The 15,867-nt window shown below is 48.7% G+C and carries 10 protein-coding genes; 1 reads left to right on the top strand and 9 read right to left on the bottom strand.

Features of this window, described 5'->3' with window-relative positions:
- Window positions 1-7: 7 nt before the first annotated feature.
- From AC58U0_RS01745 to AC58U0_RS01785, 9 genes are all read right to left on the bottom strand, one after another.
- The gene (locus AC58U0_RS01745; protein ID WP_497377306.1) at window positions 8-1,927 is read right to left on the bottom strand and encodes a hypothetical protein; all 1,920 of its coding nucleotides are present in this window, start codon (window positions 1,925-1,927) and stop codon (window positions 8-10) included.
- Between the two features lie 49 nt (window positions 1,928-1,976).
- A complete protein-coding gene (locus AC58U0_RS01750; protein ID WP_497377307.1) occupies window positions 1,977-2,936 on the bottom strand; it encodes an eCIS core domain-containing protein in 960 nt (319 codons plus the stop codon).
- Window positions 2,937-3,061: 125 nt separating this feature from the next.
- Window positions 3,062-4,510, bottom strand: coding sequence for a PP2C family protein-serine/threonine phosphatase (locus tag AC58U0_RS01755; protein ID WP_497377309.1), 1,449 nt, complete (start codon window positions 4,508-4,510; stop codon window positions 3,062-3,064).
- Between the two features lie 48 nt (window positions 4,511-4,558).
- On the bottom strand, window positions 4,559-4,894 hold the full coding sequence (locus AC58U0_RS01760) for an STAS domain-containing protein (RefSeq protein ID WP_497377310.1): 336 nt from the start codon (window positions 4,892-4,894) through the stop codon (window positions 4,559-4,561).
- Window positions 4,891-5,328, bottom strand: a complete 438-nt coding sequence (locus tag AC58U0_RS01765; RefSeq protein ID WP_497377311.1) for an ATP-binding protein — start codon at window positions 5,326-5,328, stop codon at window positions 4,891-4,893. The genes AC58U0_RS01760 and AC58U0_RS01765 overlap by 4 nt, the downstream gene beginning before the upstream one ends.
- Before the next feature lie 60 nt (window positions 5,329-5,388).
- Window positions 5,389-8,421, bottom strand: a complete 3,033-nt coding sequence (locus AC58U0_RS01770; RefSeq protein ID WP_497377312.1) for a cyclic nucleotide-binding domain-containing protein — start codon at window positions 8,419-8,421, stop codon at window positions 5,389-5,391.
- 47 nt (window positions 8,422-8,468) lie between these two features.
- Complete coding sequence (locus tag AC58U0_RS01775; protein WP_497377313.1) at window positions 8,469-8,963, bottom strand: GNAT family N-acetyltransferase; 495 nt, start codon at window positions 8,961-8,963, stop codon at window positions 8,469-8,471.
- Between the two features lie 21 nt (window positions 8,964-8,984).
- Window positions 8,985-11,750 (bottom strand): adenylate/guanylate cyclase domain-containing protein, encoded by a 2,766-nt coding sequence (locus AC58U0_RS01780; protein ID WP_497377314.1) that lies wholly within the window; start codon window positions 11,748-11,750, stop codon window positions 8,985-8,987.
- Window positions 11,751-11,767: 17 nt separating this feature from the next.
- A complete protein-coding gene (locus AC58U0_RS01785; protein ID WP_497377316.1) occupies window positions 11,768-15,061 on the bottom strand; it encodes a stalk domain-containing protein in 3,294 nt (1,097 codons plus the stop codon).
- Between the two features lie 376 nt (window positions 15,062-15,437).
- Between AC58U0_RS01785 and AC58U0_RS01790 the strand changes: the two genes are divergently transcribed.
- A complete protein-coding gene (locus tag AC58U0_RS01790) occupies window positions 15,438-15,824 on the top strand; it encodes a DUF4280 domain-containing protein (RefSeq protein WP_060645930.1) in 387 nt (128 codons plus the stop codon).
- The last annotated feature ends 43 nt before the right edge of the window (window positions 15,825-15,867 follow it).

Consider the following 15,867-nt stretch of genomic DNA (forward strand, 5'->3'; position numbering starts at 1 on the left):
CAATCTCCTATTCTCTCTTGCCCATCGCTTCAATAATGGCTTTTTTCAGATTCTCTGCATTGCCATCGAACTTATACAAGGCTTGAAGACTTACACCAGCTGCTTCTACGAAGCTCTCAACTTGTTTGTAGCGTGCGACGCACGCTGCATCCTGTTCATCGTAAAGCGGGAGCTTCTCGAACATATCAAAAATAAGTTCTGTGTCATGGGCTCGTTTTTCTTTCTTTTTCTCTGTTGATTTATCAGCGTTAAATATCGCTTTAGTAATACCCCAAGCGCCTGCTTTCGATGCGCGGTCACGTCCAGCTTGCTTCAAGGATCTGGCAATTGGCATCGCTGCGCCAATACCTGTGGCAACGATTTTCAGCGGCGTTCCTACCTGAGCTCCTACCCCTGTAAGCGTAGCAATGTCGGCAGCGATCTTCGTCAGCTCAAGCCCAATTTGAATAGCTCCACGATCTGTTCGCTTCACGTTAATTTTTTTCATTTCTTTCGCTAATTCGTATTTTGCGATTTCGTCCAGTTGTTCAGCTGCTGATGTATCTCCACCCGCTTTAAGCACTTCGAGATCCTGCTTTTTCTTTGCTAGCTTCGCTTTGTCTACACCAGCATTTCGCGTGTACCAGCGTTTTTCTTTGAGAACGTCGGCATTCCCTGTTTTGCCTTTGAAGTCACGTTTCAATGTTGTCATGGCGCTGCGATTTAAGCCGGCTTTGATAACATCTACGGTTTTGATCGCAATTTTCACACCACTAACAGCAATACTTACGCCCGGGATAACGGCCGTCAAGCTAGCTGTACTTGACTCCATGATATCCATGATGCCTTTGGCCACTTTGATGCCTGATTGCGCAGCCTGAATCGCATTGCTAATGACCTCGATAACGCCTCTTGCTTTTTCCCCTTTATCGAGACCGCCATTGTCCACACTCTTTTTATACATATCGTAAATCGATTTAACGGCCATAATTGTATTCTTAACTGCGGAGATTGCTTCCGCTACCGTCCCTGTGTAGTCACTGACGGACGAGGAGCCTCCGACACCATCCTTATGGCCAGTTGATTTAGCTGCCTTATCAACAAGACCAGCTGAGCCGCTGACCATTTTACCGCTTGCCTCGATCATAGTCGAGCCTGTACCTGCATACTGAAAACGTTTATCATGTCCCTTGCGCTCGCGAGAAGCAGCAAGCGTTTCTCTAATCGCACTCATGATTTGGAACGGCCCGCCAACGAGATCTGCTGTGGAGGCGACTGCCCCCATAGTAGCTGACTGCTGCGCTGTGCCAGCATCCTTCGTTTTATCGTAGGACTCTTTCAAATCATCCGAACGTTTGCCGAAACTATCACTAAAAGTAGAGGTGACACCTGATGTCATATCCACATTGTCTTTGGTATCGTCACCCGTAGGATGCAATGTAGAGGCAGAAGGTACCACTGGTGTTACCACAGTGGGTGCTGGCGTTTGTACTGTACCAGGTTGTGGCGTTGTCACAGCTGTTGGCGCAGGCGTTTGTGCCGTAGTCGTTGACTGTGATGTTGTTGCTGTAGTCGGCGCTGGGGTCTGTGCCACGGTGGACGTCTGGGTTGGCGCTACGGTAGATGCCATAGGTTGTGACGGTGCTGCTGTCCCTGACCTGCGGCGGTGGAAAGCCACCGTCGGCGCCACGGTAGGCGCTGGCGCTGACGTCTGCGTAGGCGCTGGCACAGTCAGCACAGGCTGCGTTCCCGGGACTGTACGCTGGATGAGCTGATTCGCGTAAGCTTGCGTAGCACGATTACCCACCGTACGCTGCATCTGCATGAAGATATTGGTCCCAGGTGACATTTGTGAAGCAGAAGTACTTGGCTGTGACATTGGAGTCTGCTGTGCATGCTGATGCGAAGTGCTCGGCTTTTGGGTAAGGGACTGTCTTCCTTGTGGCATCCGTACATATCTCCTTTTATTAGGGTAAAATTGCGCTTGTATAGCTACTCTACTTGCCGCCTCGTTGTTGAACAACATGCGTTAATTCGTGACCAAGCAGTTCTTGCCCCTCGCGTGTATCTGGGTTGTACCGGCCTTCGCGGAAAAACACATCATTCCCTGTAGCAAAAGCTTCTGCACCTAAGGATCGGTTAATTTTTGATGATTCTGAATCATTATGTATATTTACGTTGCTAAAATCAGTTTCGAACGCCGATTCCATCTTCGCTTGAATGCTGGCATCCATTCTGCTCCCGCTTCCTTGCTTCGCTTTAATCTGCGACTCAATCCCTGCACCTGCTTCAAAGCCGCCTTCCGACGATGGCTTCATCTGCAGCTCCTCTTCCTCTGACTCTCCGCCCTCCGAGCGCTGAATCGACTCTGATGATTGCTTCATCTGCAGCTCTTCTTCCTCAGACTCTCCGCCTTCCGAGCGCTGAATCGACTCTGATGACGGCTTCATCTGCAGCTCCTCTTCCTCAGACTCTCCGCCTTCTGAGCGCTGAATCGACTCTGATGATGACTTCATCTGCAGCTCTTCTTCCTCAGACTCTCCGCCTTCCGAGCGCTGAATCGACTCTGATGATGGCTTCATCTGCAGCTCTTCTTCCTCAGATTCTCCGCCTTCTGAGCGCTGAATTGACTCTGATGATGGCTTCATCTGCAGCTCTTCTTCCTCAGACTCTCCGCCTTCCGAGCGCTGAACATCAGGCGTAGATGCCCCACTACTTTCAGATGCAGCAATATGCTCAGCCGCTTGTTTACCCATTTGATCGGCTTCTTGCTCATAAGCATCACCAACTGGTCCAACGGTCATTTTCGTCTGGATGGTCAACATATTGCCCACTGCGCGATTGCCAATTGCCCGTTGAATATTCATCAAATCGGATGAAACAGAAGAATTCGGTTTATTGATTTTATTCGTATGCAAAGAAGAATCTGGTTGCCGGTTAATATGGGATTTTTGCATGGCATAACCCTCCTAGCGAGCTTTTGATGGTAGCATTCATTGAATCATGGTTGCACTTCAACAATTCTGTCCCTGAGTATAAGAAGTCTGTCTACTTACTATATCACAACGCTATACAGCGGAGTTTACAATTTGATAGCACAGCGATCCACAACGAGCACGGCAATATCATCGGATTGCACAGCACCATCTGTGAATAGATCCACATCCATCACCATCTGACCAAGCAATTGCTCAGGTGCACTCGATTGTTCCTTCACTAATACATCCTTGAGGCGGGAAAAGCCATATTGTTCTTGAAGTCGGTCCTCGGCCTCTGTAATACCATCCGTATACACAACTATGCGATCTCCTAGACCTAGCACGACCTCATTATTCATATACACCATGTCGTCCATGACGCCAAGTGGAAGGCCTTTTTCCCCTTTCAAAAACTCAACCTCACCGCCATCTCTCACAATGTAAGGGGGACAATGACCACCATCGCTATAAATTAACTGTCCTGTTCGTACATCTAGTAAACCGCAGAAAATCGTCGCAAACATCGTCGAGTCATCCTTATAAAGCTCTTGATTGACTGCCGTCAACAGCTCCCCGGGAGTCATCTCTGAGGTCATCTTCCCTTTCAACAGCGTCATGGTTACCGCCATGAATAATGCCGCAGGTATTCCCTTGTCAGATACATCGCCAAGCACGAAGAACAAGCGATCCGCTCCGATACAGAAGTAGTCGTAGAAGTCACCGCCCACTTCACGAGCAGGACGAATAATGGCCTGTGTCTCCACAGCGACTACAGCATCACTTTCACGATCACCCGCTTCACCAGAGCTGCTCGTATCACCTTCAGCGCCGCTACTCCTTAAACACAAACTCCCGCGAGGCAGGAATCCCATCTGGATGTCGGTGGCAATGCGCAGCTCGCTCTCCATCCGTTCCTTTGCGGCCGTTGTCGTTTTCAATGCATGAATCGACTTCTCCAGCGCGTCATACAGCATGGCATTTTCCAAAGAAACGGCTGTTGGAGAAGCGATGGACTCGAGAAGCTGCAAATCGCGGTCAGAGAAATGAGCGCCATCCCGCTTGTTCAACACCTGCAGCACACCGATGATTTTCCCCTTGCTGACCAGCGGTACGCAGAGAAGACTGCGCGTCGGATAATCGACTCGTTTCGCTACCTTCGACGACCAGCGTTCGTCCTGCGCGGCATCGTCGATTTTGACCGATTTGCCGGTTTGGGCGACCCAGCCTGCGATGCCTTCACCTATTTTGAGGCGAATTTCACGAACCTCATCGCCTTTTTCACCGAGCGCGAGGTCAAAGAACAGCTCCCCTTTTTCCTCATCGACCAAAATAACCGACGAAGCCTCCGCATTCATAATGCGGGAAGAGGTTTCCATGATTTTCACAAGCAAATCCTGCTTGCGGATCGTTGAATTCACTTCCAGGCTCACATCGAATAGCTGCATTGTCCGCTGAAGCTCCAACTCTGCGGCTCTACGCTTTCGTTCGCTGAATAGCCAAGCAATAACGACCACGAGACAAACAATGAGGAGATCACCTACAACTATATTCATCTAGCGTGCCCCCTATTATTTGCCTTACATTGATTCCTGACCATCGTACTAAGAAATCGCATGGACAGCATCCGCTTCCGTCTCATAAATCGAAAAAATCCGGCTAAATCCCGACATGTCGAAAACATCCTTCACATGCTCATTCATTCGTGCCAGCGCCAGCTTGCCTTGAATCACCTTAATCATTTTGGCTGCTGCAAGTAAGCTTCTGAGCCCTGCACTGCTGACATAGTCAAGTCCTTGAAGATCAAACACGAACTTGCCCTTCCCCTGCTCAACTAGTTTTGCAAAAGCCGATTCCAAGCTCGCGGATGTATTTGCATCCAGTCGGCCGTTTAAGCTCAGCAGCACGATATCGCCTTGCATTTGCTCGGTTATCATCATGATATTCCCTCCTCCTTGATACGCCATTTTTTCATCATTAGAACATTTTCCTCGTTCAAGCGTTCATACACAATATCATCCATAACCTGCTTCACAAAGTAAATGCCGAGACCGCCAATCCCTCGATCCTCCAAGCTCTGATCCACAGTCGGACTAGACTTCAACAGAGGATTAAAAGGCACTCCGCGATCTGTCATTCGAAGCTCCCAACCATCAGGAACAAGCCCCAAATCAATGCGGATCGTATGCATACGGGTTTCACCAGGCGGATAGCCATAGAGAATGATGTTCGTCACAAGCTCGTCGCAGACTAAATTCACTTGGTACAACGTATGGTCATCCATGCCCATCGTCCCCGACAAGCCTCGCAAGAATACACCCAGCCGTTCCAGTTCCTTCAGATCATTGCTCAAAACGATGGACTCTGCTGACACGACATTCACCTCCCAGACGCTGATTACTGAAGTCACTAGCCGAATAGCCGAATAACCTATTTAAGCCATTTTCAAAAGCATATTTTCGAGCAACCGCACTCTGGCACTAGAAGCATGAAGCAGCCCAATCCCGATCTCTGGGTACAATCTCACTAACCGAGACAAGCTATCCCCTTGCAAAGTGAGCACACGCACCTCATCGAAAATCACTTGAGCTGTAATCGAGGAAGGCGATCCGTCTAAGGCCGTCGTTTCGCCGAATGCTTGCTTCGGTCCTAGTACACCAATCGTTACCGTCTCCCCAATACCTGTCTCATTGCTCAGTTCAACATTGCCTTCAATGATGAGATACATAGCTGCATTCCTCTCACCACGGCGCAATAAATAAGTTAGATCCTCATGTACTTCTTCCGTTGCAATTCCTGCAATTAAACCAAGTTCGTCCACGGACAGGTCCGCGAATAGGGAAACCTGCTTCAAGAAAATAACTTTATCCAGCATCGTTAAAAACTTGCGATCTTCCTTCATATCGGCACGCTCCAGTGAACTTAGTGCATAAACAGCAATATCTCGAAGCCAATCATCTGACCAAATCTTAGCTTCTTGCAAGATGAGCAGCGGCTCTGTCATAACCTCACGACTGCTGCCCGCTTCTTTCTTTAATAATTCCAACAGGGCCAAGGCTAATCTGCGATCACCGAGCCCCTCAGCAAGAACTTCCAAGGCATTCTCGCGAACCTCGTCACTCTCGTCCTGAGTCGCTTCGCGGAGTGTCGTAACCACACGCTCATCTACGAACTTGGCCATTACCGCCCACGCGCCGCCAACCAGCGCATTATGCAGCTCCCCGCAGCGCTGGTTGGCAAGCTCGGCAAGCCCCTGCATCCCCAGCTCTTGAAGAGCAGCCGGCAGAGCGCGTTCCTGCGTGGAAGCAAGCATTCGACTAACGCAGCGATCAACTAACTCTGAACGTAATTTACTTTCATCCAGCAGCTCAGCAAGCGCAGTAACCGCCGAATTCCATATAAACGGATTCACATGATTCACACCGTTCAGCAAGGCTGGCAGGGCCTTTGCCCCCATATCTACGAAAGCTTCGAGAATGGCCTTGCGCAGCTCTTGATCTGCTAGCGGCACCATTGACAAGAGGTGGGGAATTGCATCCACCTGCTGAAGCTTGCCAATACAGTGCGCAGCGGCAACTTTGACAGCAGGACGATGATCATCGAGCAGCGATAACACCCATGCTGAATAGGAATCCAGCTTCAAATCAGCGACAGTGTGACAGCCATAAACCGCCCATTCACCACCGTTATCGAGCATTTTAATAATCGCCTCGTCACAGGCTTGATAGCTTTCTTCACTTTCCAGCGCATAAAGCGCCTTAACACCCTCATGTACAACCTTCGGATGGTTATCTAGCAGCTTAACACGAATGAAGAAATGCGATTGGCTTTTGAGATGTGTCGCCTTTGAAATCAACTTCACACTCTCCGCACGCACCTCAGGGTCCTCATCTTCCAGGAACGAAGCGACCTGCACGAGATCCTGAATCGTTGCCCCTTGCAAATTCATCGCCCGCAGCACAGCAATGCGGATTCTTGAGCTTTCCTCACCGATCATTCCGATCAACTGCGGCAGGAACGCGGAATCTTTCGCTTTACCAATCACTTCGAGAGCCAGCTCTCGCACATAATCATTCGGATGCTTCAGATAGCCGAGCATGGAGGATAAAGCTTTGGAGCTGCGAATACCCCCAATAAAGGAGCCCGCAATGTCCGATAGATCTGCATGCAAAGATTGCACACTTTTGACCAGTTCACGAATGTACAGATTCCTTCCGAACCAAGCCACCACGACGAGAATAGCCGCTACAACTACACCTACCCAGGCAAGAGGAGACAGCCGGATAAGGCCAAACGAATGCAGCAAGGATAGCAACGAACCGATTAAGATCCCGCCCGAAGCAGCCACACCCTGAGCAAAATAACGATAGCCGTCGCGCTTTCCGATAGGCATCATTTTGAAAAAGAGCTGATAGCACGGTTCCGCAATGTAATACAGCAGAATATAAAAAACGGCATAAGAGCCAGATACCATAACGAGCCCCAGCGATTGATTCAAAAATAGAGCGGTAAGCCCAAAACCGCCAAGGAAGATAACCGTAATCGCCAGCAGCATATTGCTCGCGCCCAGCCAGTTCATTAAGCGGGTAGACACCGTTTGTAGAAGCAAGCAGATCGTGAATTGAATAGCGGTAATTAATCCATAAAATGAGGTTAGATCTCCTTCCTTGGGGAACTTGCTCTCAGCAACCGTGAAGTACTGATACTCGATCATAAAATAAACCGCAGGCATAAGCGTCATCAAAGCAATGGCGCAAAGCAGGAATGGACTGCGCAGCATCTGTTTCGCATAATAGCCAGCAGGCTGCTGTTTCTCTTCGCTTGGACTTAATTCGCCCTGTGCCTTCAGCCGTTTGTCCTCTTTCAGAGTCAAAGGCACCAAATACCGCGCCAACGCTTTGCGGAAAAAGATGAAGCCGAACACCATCAATATTGGAGCAAGCGCATACACCGCTTCAGTACCAAGCAGTTTACCAATTTGGTGGGCGATCAAGCCTGCCGTAATACCTCCGGTCGTCGTCGAAGCGATGAACACCGGCATTAACCTTTTGGCCTGCTGGGTGGGACACAGATCAAAGGCTGTACTCCAAAGCAGCAGCGTCAGCTGTCTTACGACAAAGTTGGAAGACAAGAATAGAATCGGGTAGTAATACCGGAAATCAATACCGCCAAGCTTAAATCCAAGCAGCACCGCACCATTGAGGAGCAGCAATCCTATCATGATGAGGTAGAGCGTAGTCATCATTTTGGCCTTAGGCAGCCGATTCGCCAGCTTCGCTAAGAGCCAGCCCTCTAGGGGCATGATTGCCGCTTCTACGATATAGATATAAGGTAAATACTGCACACCGAATCGTTGGTTAAAAAGCGCCATGAACGCGGTATAGTTCAAGGATTCAGCAATCCCGCTAAAATAAAAGATCGGCAGCATCATCCATAGCTTCCGAATATCTTCTGTGCGCAGTCCCATCCATCTGATTAAGCTTCCTTGCATATCATCAGGTCCAATCTATTATTTCATTTGTTGTTTAACAGTGGTTTGTAAAAAGCCAACCTGGCTTCACCTTCATAATAGTAATTCGGATAAGTGCCGATTAATTCAAAACCATTCGCTCTAAACATTTTTTGGATGGGCTGGTACTCTGGCAAATCACAAGTGTATGTAAGAATATATCGTCCTTCCGCTAACCTGGCGAACGTCTCCAACGCTTGAAATAATATCTTCGCAAAGCCGTGCCTGCGGTACTCGCGGTGTACAGCTAAGTAATCCCACAGAAATCCTCCGGATTGATGCTCATTTTCTTTGCAGCTGGTAACCGCAATAATCTCACCGGATTCGTTCTCAATAAACCAATGACGATGATTGCGCTGCGTTAAGCTTAGCAGGGGAGCATTGCGGAAATGGTCAAGCTCTCCCGGTGTATGCCGCTGGTCATCAAAAGAATCCGAAGATAAATAGAAATTTGTAATTCGCAATGCGTCCTTTTCCGTTGCTAATTCCTGTACATACATGCCAAGATCGCCTCTTTCACATTAAGAAACAGATAATGTCCCATTCCACTCTGCTGTTGTACCGTTTTGGAAGTATTCATCACAAATATAGAAATACAGCTGTGCTGCCTTATCTTGACGATTTTGCTTAATGACCATTAAGAACGCTTCGCGCGCATCATAGAAACGCCCTACTTGGTAGTAGGTTACAGCTTGCTCGAACAAAGCTTTGGTTTTATCCTTCAGAGTTCGGATCGTATCCGGATCACCCTGGAACACATCGAACAGATGAAGCGGCTCTTTGACCCCTTCTACCTGAATTAATCCCAAATTGCGATAGTGGAAGCTGTCTGGCTGTTCTAACGATTGAACCACATAATCGGTAATAAGAATCGATGCCCCTAGCGGTTCCGTCATTTTCTCCAGCATCGTTGCCAAATTAACACCATCGGAAATCACATTGCCTTCCAGACGCTGTTCTTCACCAATGATCCCTAGCCGGAGCGGTCCTTTATGCAAACCAATGCCGAAATCAACCGGCTTATAACCCACTTTAGCTCGATGAGAATTATAGATGTCCAGCTCTTTACGCATCTCAATACAAGCTCGCAGCGCTTCATCAGCTTGATTCGGGAATAACGCCATGAAGCCCGCGCCCAGGTACTTATTCATGAGACCTTGATGATTGCGCACATAAGGTCCGAATCTTTTCAGAAATGAATTGACGAAGTTGAAGTTCTCTTCCGGCGAAAGCCTTTTGGACAGCTGGTAAAAGCCTCGGATATTGAAAATTAAGATGGACATATTTTGCTCCACCTGATCGCCAAGCTCGACATCCAGAATGCTTTCTTTGTTAAGAAAACGCAGAAATTGCTGCGGCACGAAGCGATAGTAGGATTGGCTGAAATTTTCTACCTTGGTGATATACTCTCGAATGCGAGCAGCCATCGTGTTGACACTGTCGCCTAGGTCTGACACCTCATCCCTTGTGTTGATCGTTACAACCGCATCCCAATTACCCTTGGCAATCTCCCCAACGCTATTGCGAAGCTTACGAATCGAAGAGAGCAGCACATAGGTCATCAGAAAGAGAACGAGCAGTAAGCCTATCGAAATAAAAGCAATGTTGCGAATGATCGATTGGAGGACCAATTGGCGATGCTTGAGGATGCCGTCCAAATTTTTACTTGTTTCGAAAACGCCGACAATTTTACCCTCTGAATTAAAAATAGGAGCAATCGCATATCTCCACTCCCCGGAGAAATCCTGCCATTGGCCTTTGGCCGGCTTGCCTTGCAGCACGACTTGTTGATTCTCGGGTGTTTGTAGAAATGGATTGAACATATGCATCCCGTCATCATCTTCCAAAATCCGATAAATGACGCCGTTTTCGTATTTATAAACCGCTTTGTAAAAGCCTTGATTATCATCTTGATCATTATTATCAAAGACAGATTGAATCTTTTTACGGAACGATTGATAAACAGTCCCATTGTAATCCAGAGGTGAAGTCAGGCTCTCTAGCTTATCGCCATCAATCAGGTTTTGACCGTTTTTGGCCAATAAGAGAAGCTCACTGAACGTTTCTTCTTCCATTTTCGTCGAGAAGCTAGTGTAAATGACGGTAGATAGAAGAATCATCGAAACTGCAATGACCGGCACTAAAATGAAAATTTGCTTCATCATAAGTGGCAGACGCCGCTGCAGTAAGTTGAAGAAAACTAATTTGATGGCATACAGTACAAGCAAGATCCCCGCAATAGCGATGGACCAAAGAAGAATGGCCTTTGTCTTCACAGCTTCGCTATACTGTGCCTCTACCATGGAAGGAGTAATAGTTCCATCCGGAAGAAGGCGATTAATTTGAGCTGTTTCTACAATAATGAGGCTGCCATCTTGGCCGATACTGCTAGTCGTTGCATCAAAGGCAAGCTCCACGCCGTTAGCTTTGGCCTTAGTCTCATTCACAAGACCTTCGATGATGTAGGGCTGATTGGGATCAAGCCTAGAGATCGATTTGCTGTTGAAATCGATGAAAATAAGCCGTCCCTGATTATCCAAATGCAAGCTCTCCGGAAAATTACGTCTTGTACGGTCAAGACCCGGTAGCGGATAAACTAGCTCCGAGCGTCCATCACTAAAAGCGCGATAAATTTCCCCGCTGCGTGTTGAATAATAAATCTCTCCTGGCTTATATCCGTCTGCCTCGGAAACATATTTATTCTCCGGAAGCTTAATCGTGTAAACGGACTTCGGCTCAGAGGAAGAAATTTCTCCAACTGGGGCCTGATATAAGGTTAATTGATTTACCTTATCGTTGAAAAAGTACACCATACCATCACGAACCTGAACATTTCGTAAGGACCCCAGTCTGTATCGTTTCGTTTGTGAATCATATTCTTCTGTAAACAAACTCCGATCAAACTGACCATCAGGCTTATAACGAACAATTTGCTCGGATTTGACTGCAATGCCGTACGGATCTAGCAGTGTACGGATGGTATAGAGGTAGCCTTGGTCATCGACAGCCATATCATTAAAGCGATACACTTCCCCGTTCTTCCCGGTCTCACTTGTGATGGAGAATTGTAGAACACCCTGACTGTTCAGCTTGTGAATGGTTTTTTTGGCATTATCGATAACGAACAAATTGTTTTGATGATCAGAGACAGCCTTCGACAAACCATCGAATGGCATGCTTTGGTTAAAGGGCCATAGCGTAAAGCTATCCCGGTTTAGACTAAGATAAGTACCGGCAGCACCCAGAAGCAGCAGTACTAGCAGCAATGCCGCAATCGATTTCTTCATCGCTCTTTAATCTCCTCTTAATTAGAAATCTGAATGATTTGAGTAGGTGCATGCCAGTCGACCTGAAGTCCTAAGGACTCGGATATGAACCTTAGCGGCACATAGGTCTTTCCTGCGAGCAGCAAAGAGGGTCCATCGATCTGGGCGGGCTCGCCGTCTATATATGCCGTAGTATTATTAATACGGCTAGTGATGGTCGCATATTCCGTACTTACCGTAACGGTAAGGCTTTCTTGATCCCAATCAACGGCCGCACCGAACGATTCGGACACGGATCTTATAGGTAAATAGGCCTGCCCGTTTATTATAACAGGCGGAACGTCGAATTTGATGAAAATATTGGGAGAAAGTACGTTTTCTGCCGAAATGGGTTGAATCGTGACAGGAACAAGGCTGGATTCTGGGTCAGAACCAGACGAAGAGCTTGTGTCTACCGTTGTGATGTTAGCCAAAGTGGTTGAGATTTCTGCCAGAGCTTGCAGCTCCTCTGGCGTGTATTCGGCCTTCTCTTGCTGCTGTAGCTGCTCCAACAGCTTGGTTATTTGCTGTTCTAGCTGCGGCTGCACGGCTGAAGCTGGCGGCAGCGCAGCCGCCAGCTCCTGCACAGCGTCAAGCTGCGTGAACAGCGCATCCTTCAGCAGCGACTGCATCGCTTCGTCGACGGCTTCGATTGAGCGGGTCAGCGTCGCGACCCGCTCAGGATCCTGCTGCGCTGCGCTAAGCGCAGCTTGGAGCTTCTGCTTCGCCTCTTTGAGCGAAGCTAAGCCTTCGGATGCGCCAGTCTGCGCATCCGCGAGCTGCGCCTGCGTCGCCAGAAGCGGCTGCAGCTGAGCTGCTGCCGCTTCTGGCTCGCCGGCGGCGATGGCTTGCTCCAGCTTCTGCTGCTGGAGCTCGGCTTGATCGGCCAGCTGATCCTCGCTGGCCTCGTTCCCGGCGGCCGGCCCTGAGCCGCCGGGAGTGTCTGCACCGCCCGGTTCGACCGGCGGTGCTGCCTCCTCGGACAGCGCTGCGATCAGCGCGTCCGGGTTGTTCACCAGCTCCATCTGCTTGAGAGCTGCCCCGCTGTCGCCTTTGAGCAGCGCTTCCAGCATCCCGAGCTGGGCCTGCGCATCCTTCAGCTGCACCGCTAGATCAGCAATCTCGTTCAGCTTCAAATCCGTTACAGCCGCTTCTTTGGCCGCTTCCAGCTTCACGATATCTTTCTTCAGCGTATCGATCTGCTGCTGCAGTTGTGCGGGTGTTTCCAAGGAAGCAATAGCTCCCGGCTTCGTAATCTCGACGGTAACCTTCAAAGCAGCCGCTGCTTCCTTCGTCAGCGCAGCTGAACTGCTTGGATCGATTAGCGCGCTAGGGTCTACGGCGTTATCCATGCCGATCCAAACCGCCCCAGGCTCATCCGATTTATAAAAAATCCCTTGCCCCGACTTCGTCATCGTGGCTGCTGCAGCGTTATAGGCCGCTGGGGTCAGCGCGTCCAGCTGCACTTTATAGGAACCGATAATGACAGTTCCTAGCCCCTTCTCTTCTTCAGCTGAACCTGAGCCGTTTCCGCCTGTGCCGCTGTTTCCGTCCCCTTTGTCACCACCAGAATTGCTGCCTGAATTGCCAGCCGCTCCATCTTCGGCAGTTACAGCTGCTAATTGCCCTGAATTCCCTTTTCCTTCCAGAGGCAGTTCGTCGATCTTTTTCCCTTTTTTGTACAACACAACCTTGAGCTGATCGATTGAACTAAACTTGAGCGATAAATTACGCACAGGCTTGTTCATTTTCGTCCGCTTCCCAATCGCACGGCCTTCTTTCGTAAAAACCGCGTACTCCGTAGCGCCCAGCTTTTTATTTACTTTCACACTGAAATCACTAAGCAGCGTGCCCACCGAAGGCCTCAGTTTCCAAGTGCCTAAAGGCGCTTTCGGCTTTTGCGGCTTTACCGCTGCAAGCCCATCATCGAGGTCACGATAAGGCAAAATACCTTTCCTTATCGTTCTTTCAACCGCACCGCCGGTATCCAAATCCAGCTTGCCGAGCGCCATTTTATAACCCATTTGGGCAGATAGGATTTGTTGATCTGCTTGAATGACAGCGTCCTTATAAGCCTGCAGCTCATCTGTTTTCATAAGACTTAGCTTCAGCTTCTGGTTCGCTTTATCCAGATTGGCTACCGCATTGTCTTTATCACGCAAGGCCTGCGCATAGCCTTCTTCGGCCCCTTTTGCTTCCAAAAATGACTGCCGCACCGCAGCAATGACTGCATTCCGGCTTTCCTTCTCCTGAAGCAGCGCTTTATTCTGCTCCATAGTCGCGATCGGAAGCGCATCCCTGAGATCGTCCAAATAGCGCAGCCCGTCAAACTCCCCTTGAAGCAGCGATTTGGGAATAGGAATGAATCCAAGCAGCATGAAAAAGCCTTCCCAATCCTTCTTCACTTGTGAAAGCGTCGTTTCATAACTAGCTAGGAACAGCTCCATATCCACATCTTTGGCTTTATACATGCCGTCCATGACCTTCATTCGCGCCGATCCAAACTTAGAGCTGTACAAATCACGCGTCGTATTCAGCTTCTCATCCGCTAACCGCCGGTCCTCCGTGTCCTTCAGCAAACTAAGCATCGACTTTTGAGCCCTTGCGATGTAGGCAGGCAGCTGCTTCTGATTCAAATCCGCGTAATCCGGCTCAAACGAGAGCTGGACTTTATTTTCCATGTCCAAATTCAGCAGCTTACCCAGCGCTAGACGACTAGATTTGGCCGTTAACTGCGCTTGTTTATATTCAGATAGCGACTTCTCCAGCGCCTTATCTGTCTTCTCTTGTTCCGTACTATCTGCAAGACCGAATTTCCGCTTCTTTTTCACCGTTTCCAATGCAGATTTAGCTTCTTCCATTTTCTTCCTAGTATTTTCTTCTGCCACTGCATCTTGATAAGCTGCTAAATAAGCTTTTTGCACATCAAATCGGGCCGTATTCATCGACTGCCGCAGCGTTTCCTGCGCGATATAAAGCTGCTTGCGTGCTTCAGGCACCTTCAAACGAGTCGATAATTCCTGACCTAAATTGCGAGGTTTGGCAAATAGTCCGGAAGCCTTAGCTTCCTCATTTTTAACCGCATGCTGCGCTTGCTCCAGCTCTATCTTTTTCTTCAAAATATCGGTCTTGGCATCCCGCAATAGGGGACTTATTTTCAAACCTTGATCGATGGCTTCCCTCATGGTTAAAGACTTCACCGTTGCAGCTTCGACTCCCGAACCTGCTGCCACAATCGACGACACTCCTAGCAGCAGCACAAGTCCCAACTTCACAAATTTTACCCCTATCATTATGAATCCCTCCGCTCAACCATCTCCTCTTATAGTACAATATCTCCCCCGCTCCCGCACCCATCTTTTGGAGAAAAATAGTGAAAACTATCGAATATAGTAATAGACTGCTCATATACTTATCTAGTAGTATAAAAGTAATGGAAACAGCGAATCTTTGACCGGAATTTGATATCTGAGCTGGGCACAGGACAGCTGAGCTAAGGGCGCTTAATAGATGGAGCGGAAGACGGGGATCTCTTATTTCCAGCCGCGGTAACGATATAAAACAACTTTAAATGTAAGACGATTGCGACTACTTTAACGATTTAAAACATGCTTAATACCCTGCTTTGGAAGCTCGGTGGCGCGTTTGCTCAAGGAAGGGGAGAATCACATGGGAAATCTCGTTTGCGGTGGAGCGATGCTGCAATGCTCGTTCGGTGCGGCGCCTGGCACATTAATGGTGCTTCCGGCGAACATGGTGATGACCGCTATGCCCATTGCCAACATTATGGATAATAAGCCGATGGTGAACATTATGCCGTTTGGGATGTGCAATTCTATGGCGAATCCGATGGTTGCTGCGGCAACGGCGGCGGCACTTGGAGTTCTAACTCCCATGCCCTGCGTGCCAGTAACAGCTGCGCCTTGGGCTCCTGGGTCACCGACTGTGCTCGTCGCGAACATGCCCGCTCTGAACAATACGTCCAAATGCATGTGCAACTGGGGCGGCGTCATTCAAATTCAACAACCAGGGCAAATGACCATTCAGGTGCCATAACCTATTTTAAAAACACCTCATTTAATAATTCCATCTAGGAGTG

This window comes from Paenibacillus sp. J31P190, assembly GCF_059692075.1.

Bases quoted from the DNA above. Each gene is read 5' to 3' on its own strand.
- AC58U0_RS01745 (WP_497377306.1), bottom strand. From the start codon at position 1,927: ATGCCACAAGGAAGACAGTCCCTTACCCAAAAGCCGAGCACTTCGCAT.
- AC58U0_RS01750 (WP_497377307.1), bottom strand. From the start codon at position 2,936: ATGCAAAAATCCCATATTAACCGGCAACCAGATTCTTCTTTGCATACG.
- AC58U0_RS01755 (WP_497377309.1), bottom strand. From the start codon at position 4,510: ATGAATATAGTTGTAGGTGATCTCCTCATTGTTTGTCTCGTGGTCGTT.
- AC58U0_RS01760 (WP_497377310.1), bottom strand. From the start codon at position 4,894: ATGATGATAACCGAGCAAATGCAAGGCGATATCGTGCTGCTGAGCTTA.
- AC58U0_RS01770 (WP_497377312.1), bottom strand. From the start codon at position 8,421: ATGGGACTGCGCACAGAAGATATTCGGAAGCTATGGATGATGCTGCCG.
- AC58U0_RS01775 (WP_497377313.1), bottom strand. From the start codon at position 8,963: ATGTATGTACAGGAATTAGCAACGGAAAAGGACGCATTGCGAATTACA.
- AC58U0_RS01780 (WP_497377314.1), bottom strand. From the start codon at position 11,750: ATGAAGAAATCGATTGCGGCATTGCTGCTAGTACTGCTGCTTCTGGGT.
- AC58U0_RS01785 (WP_497377316.1), bottom strand. From the start codon at position 15,061: ATGATAGGGGTAAAATTTGTGAAGTTGGGACTTGTGCTGCTGCTAGGA.
- AC58U0_RS01790 (WP_060645930.1), top strand. From the start codon at position 15,438: ATGGGAAATCTCGTTTGCGGTGGAGCGATGCTGCAATGCTCGTTCGGT.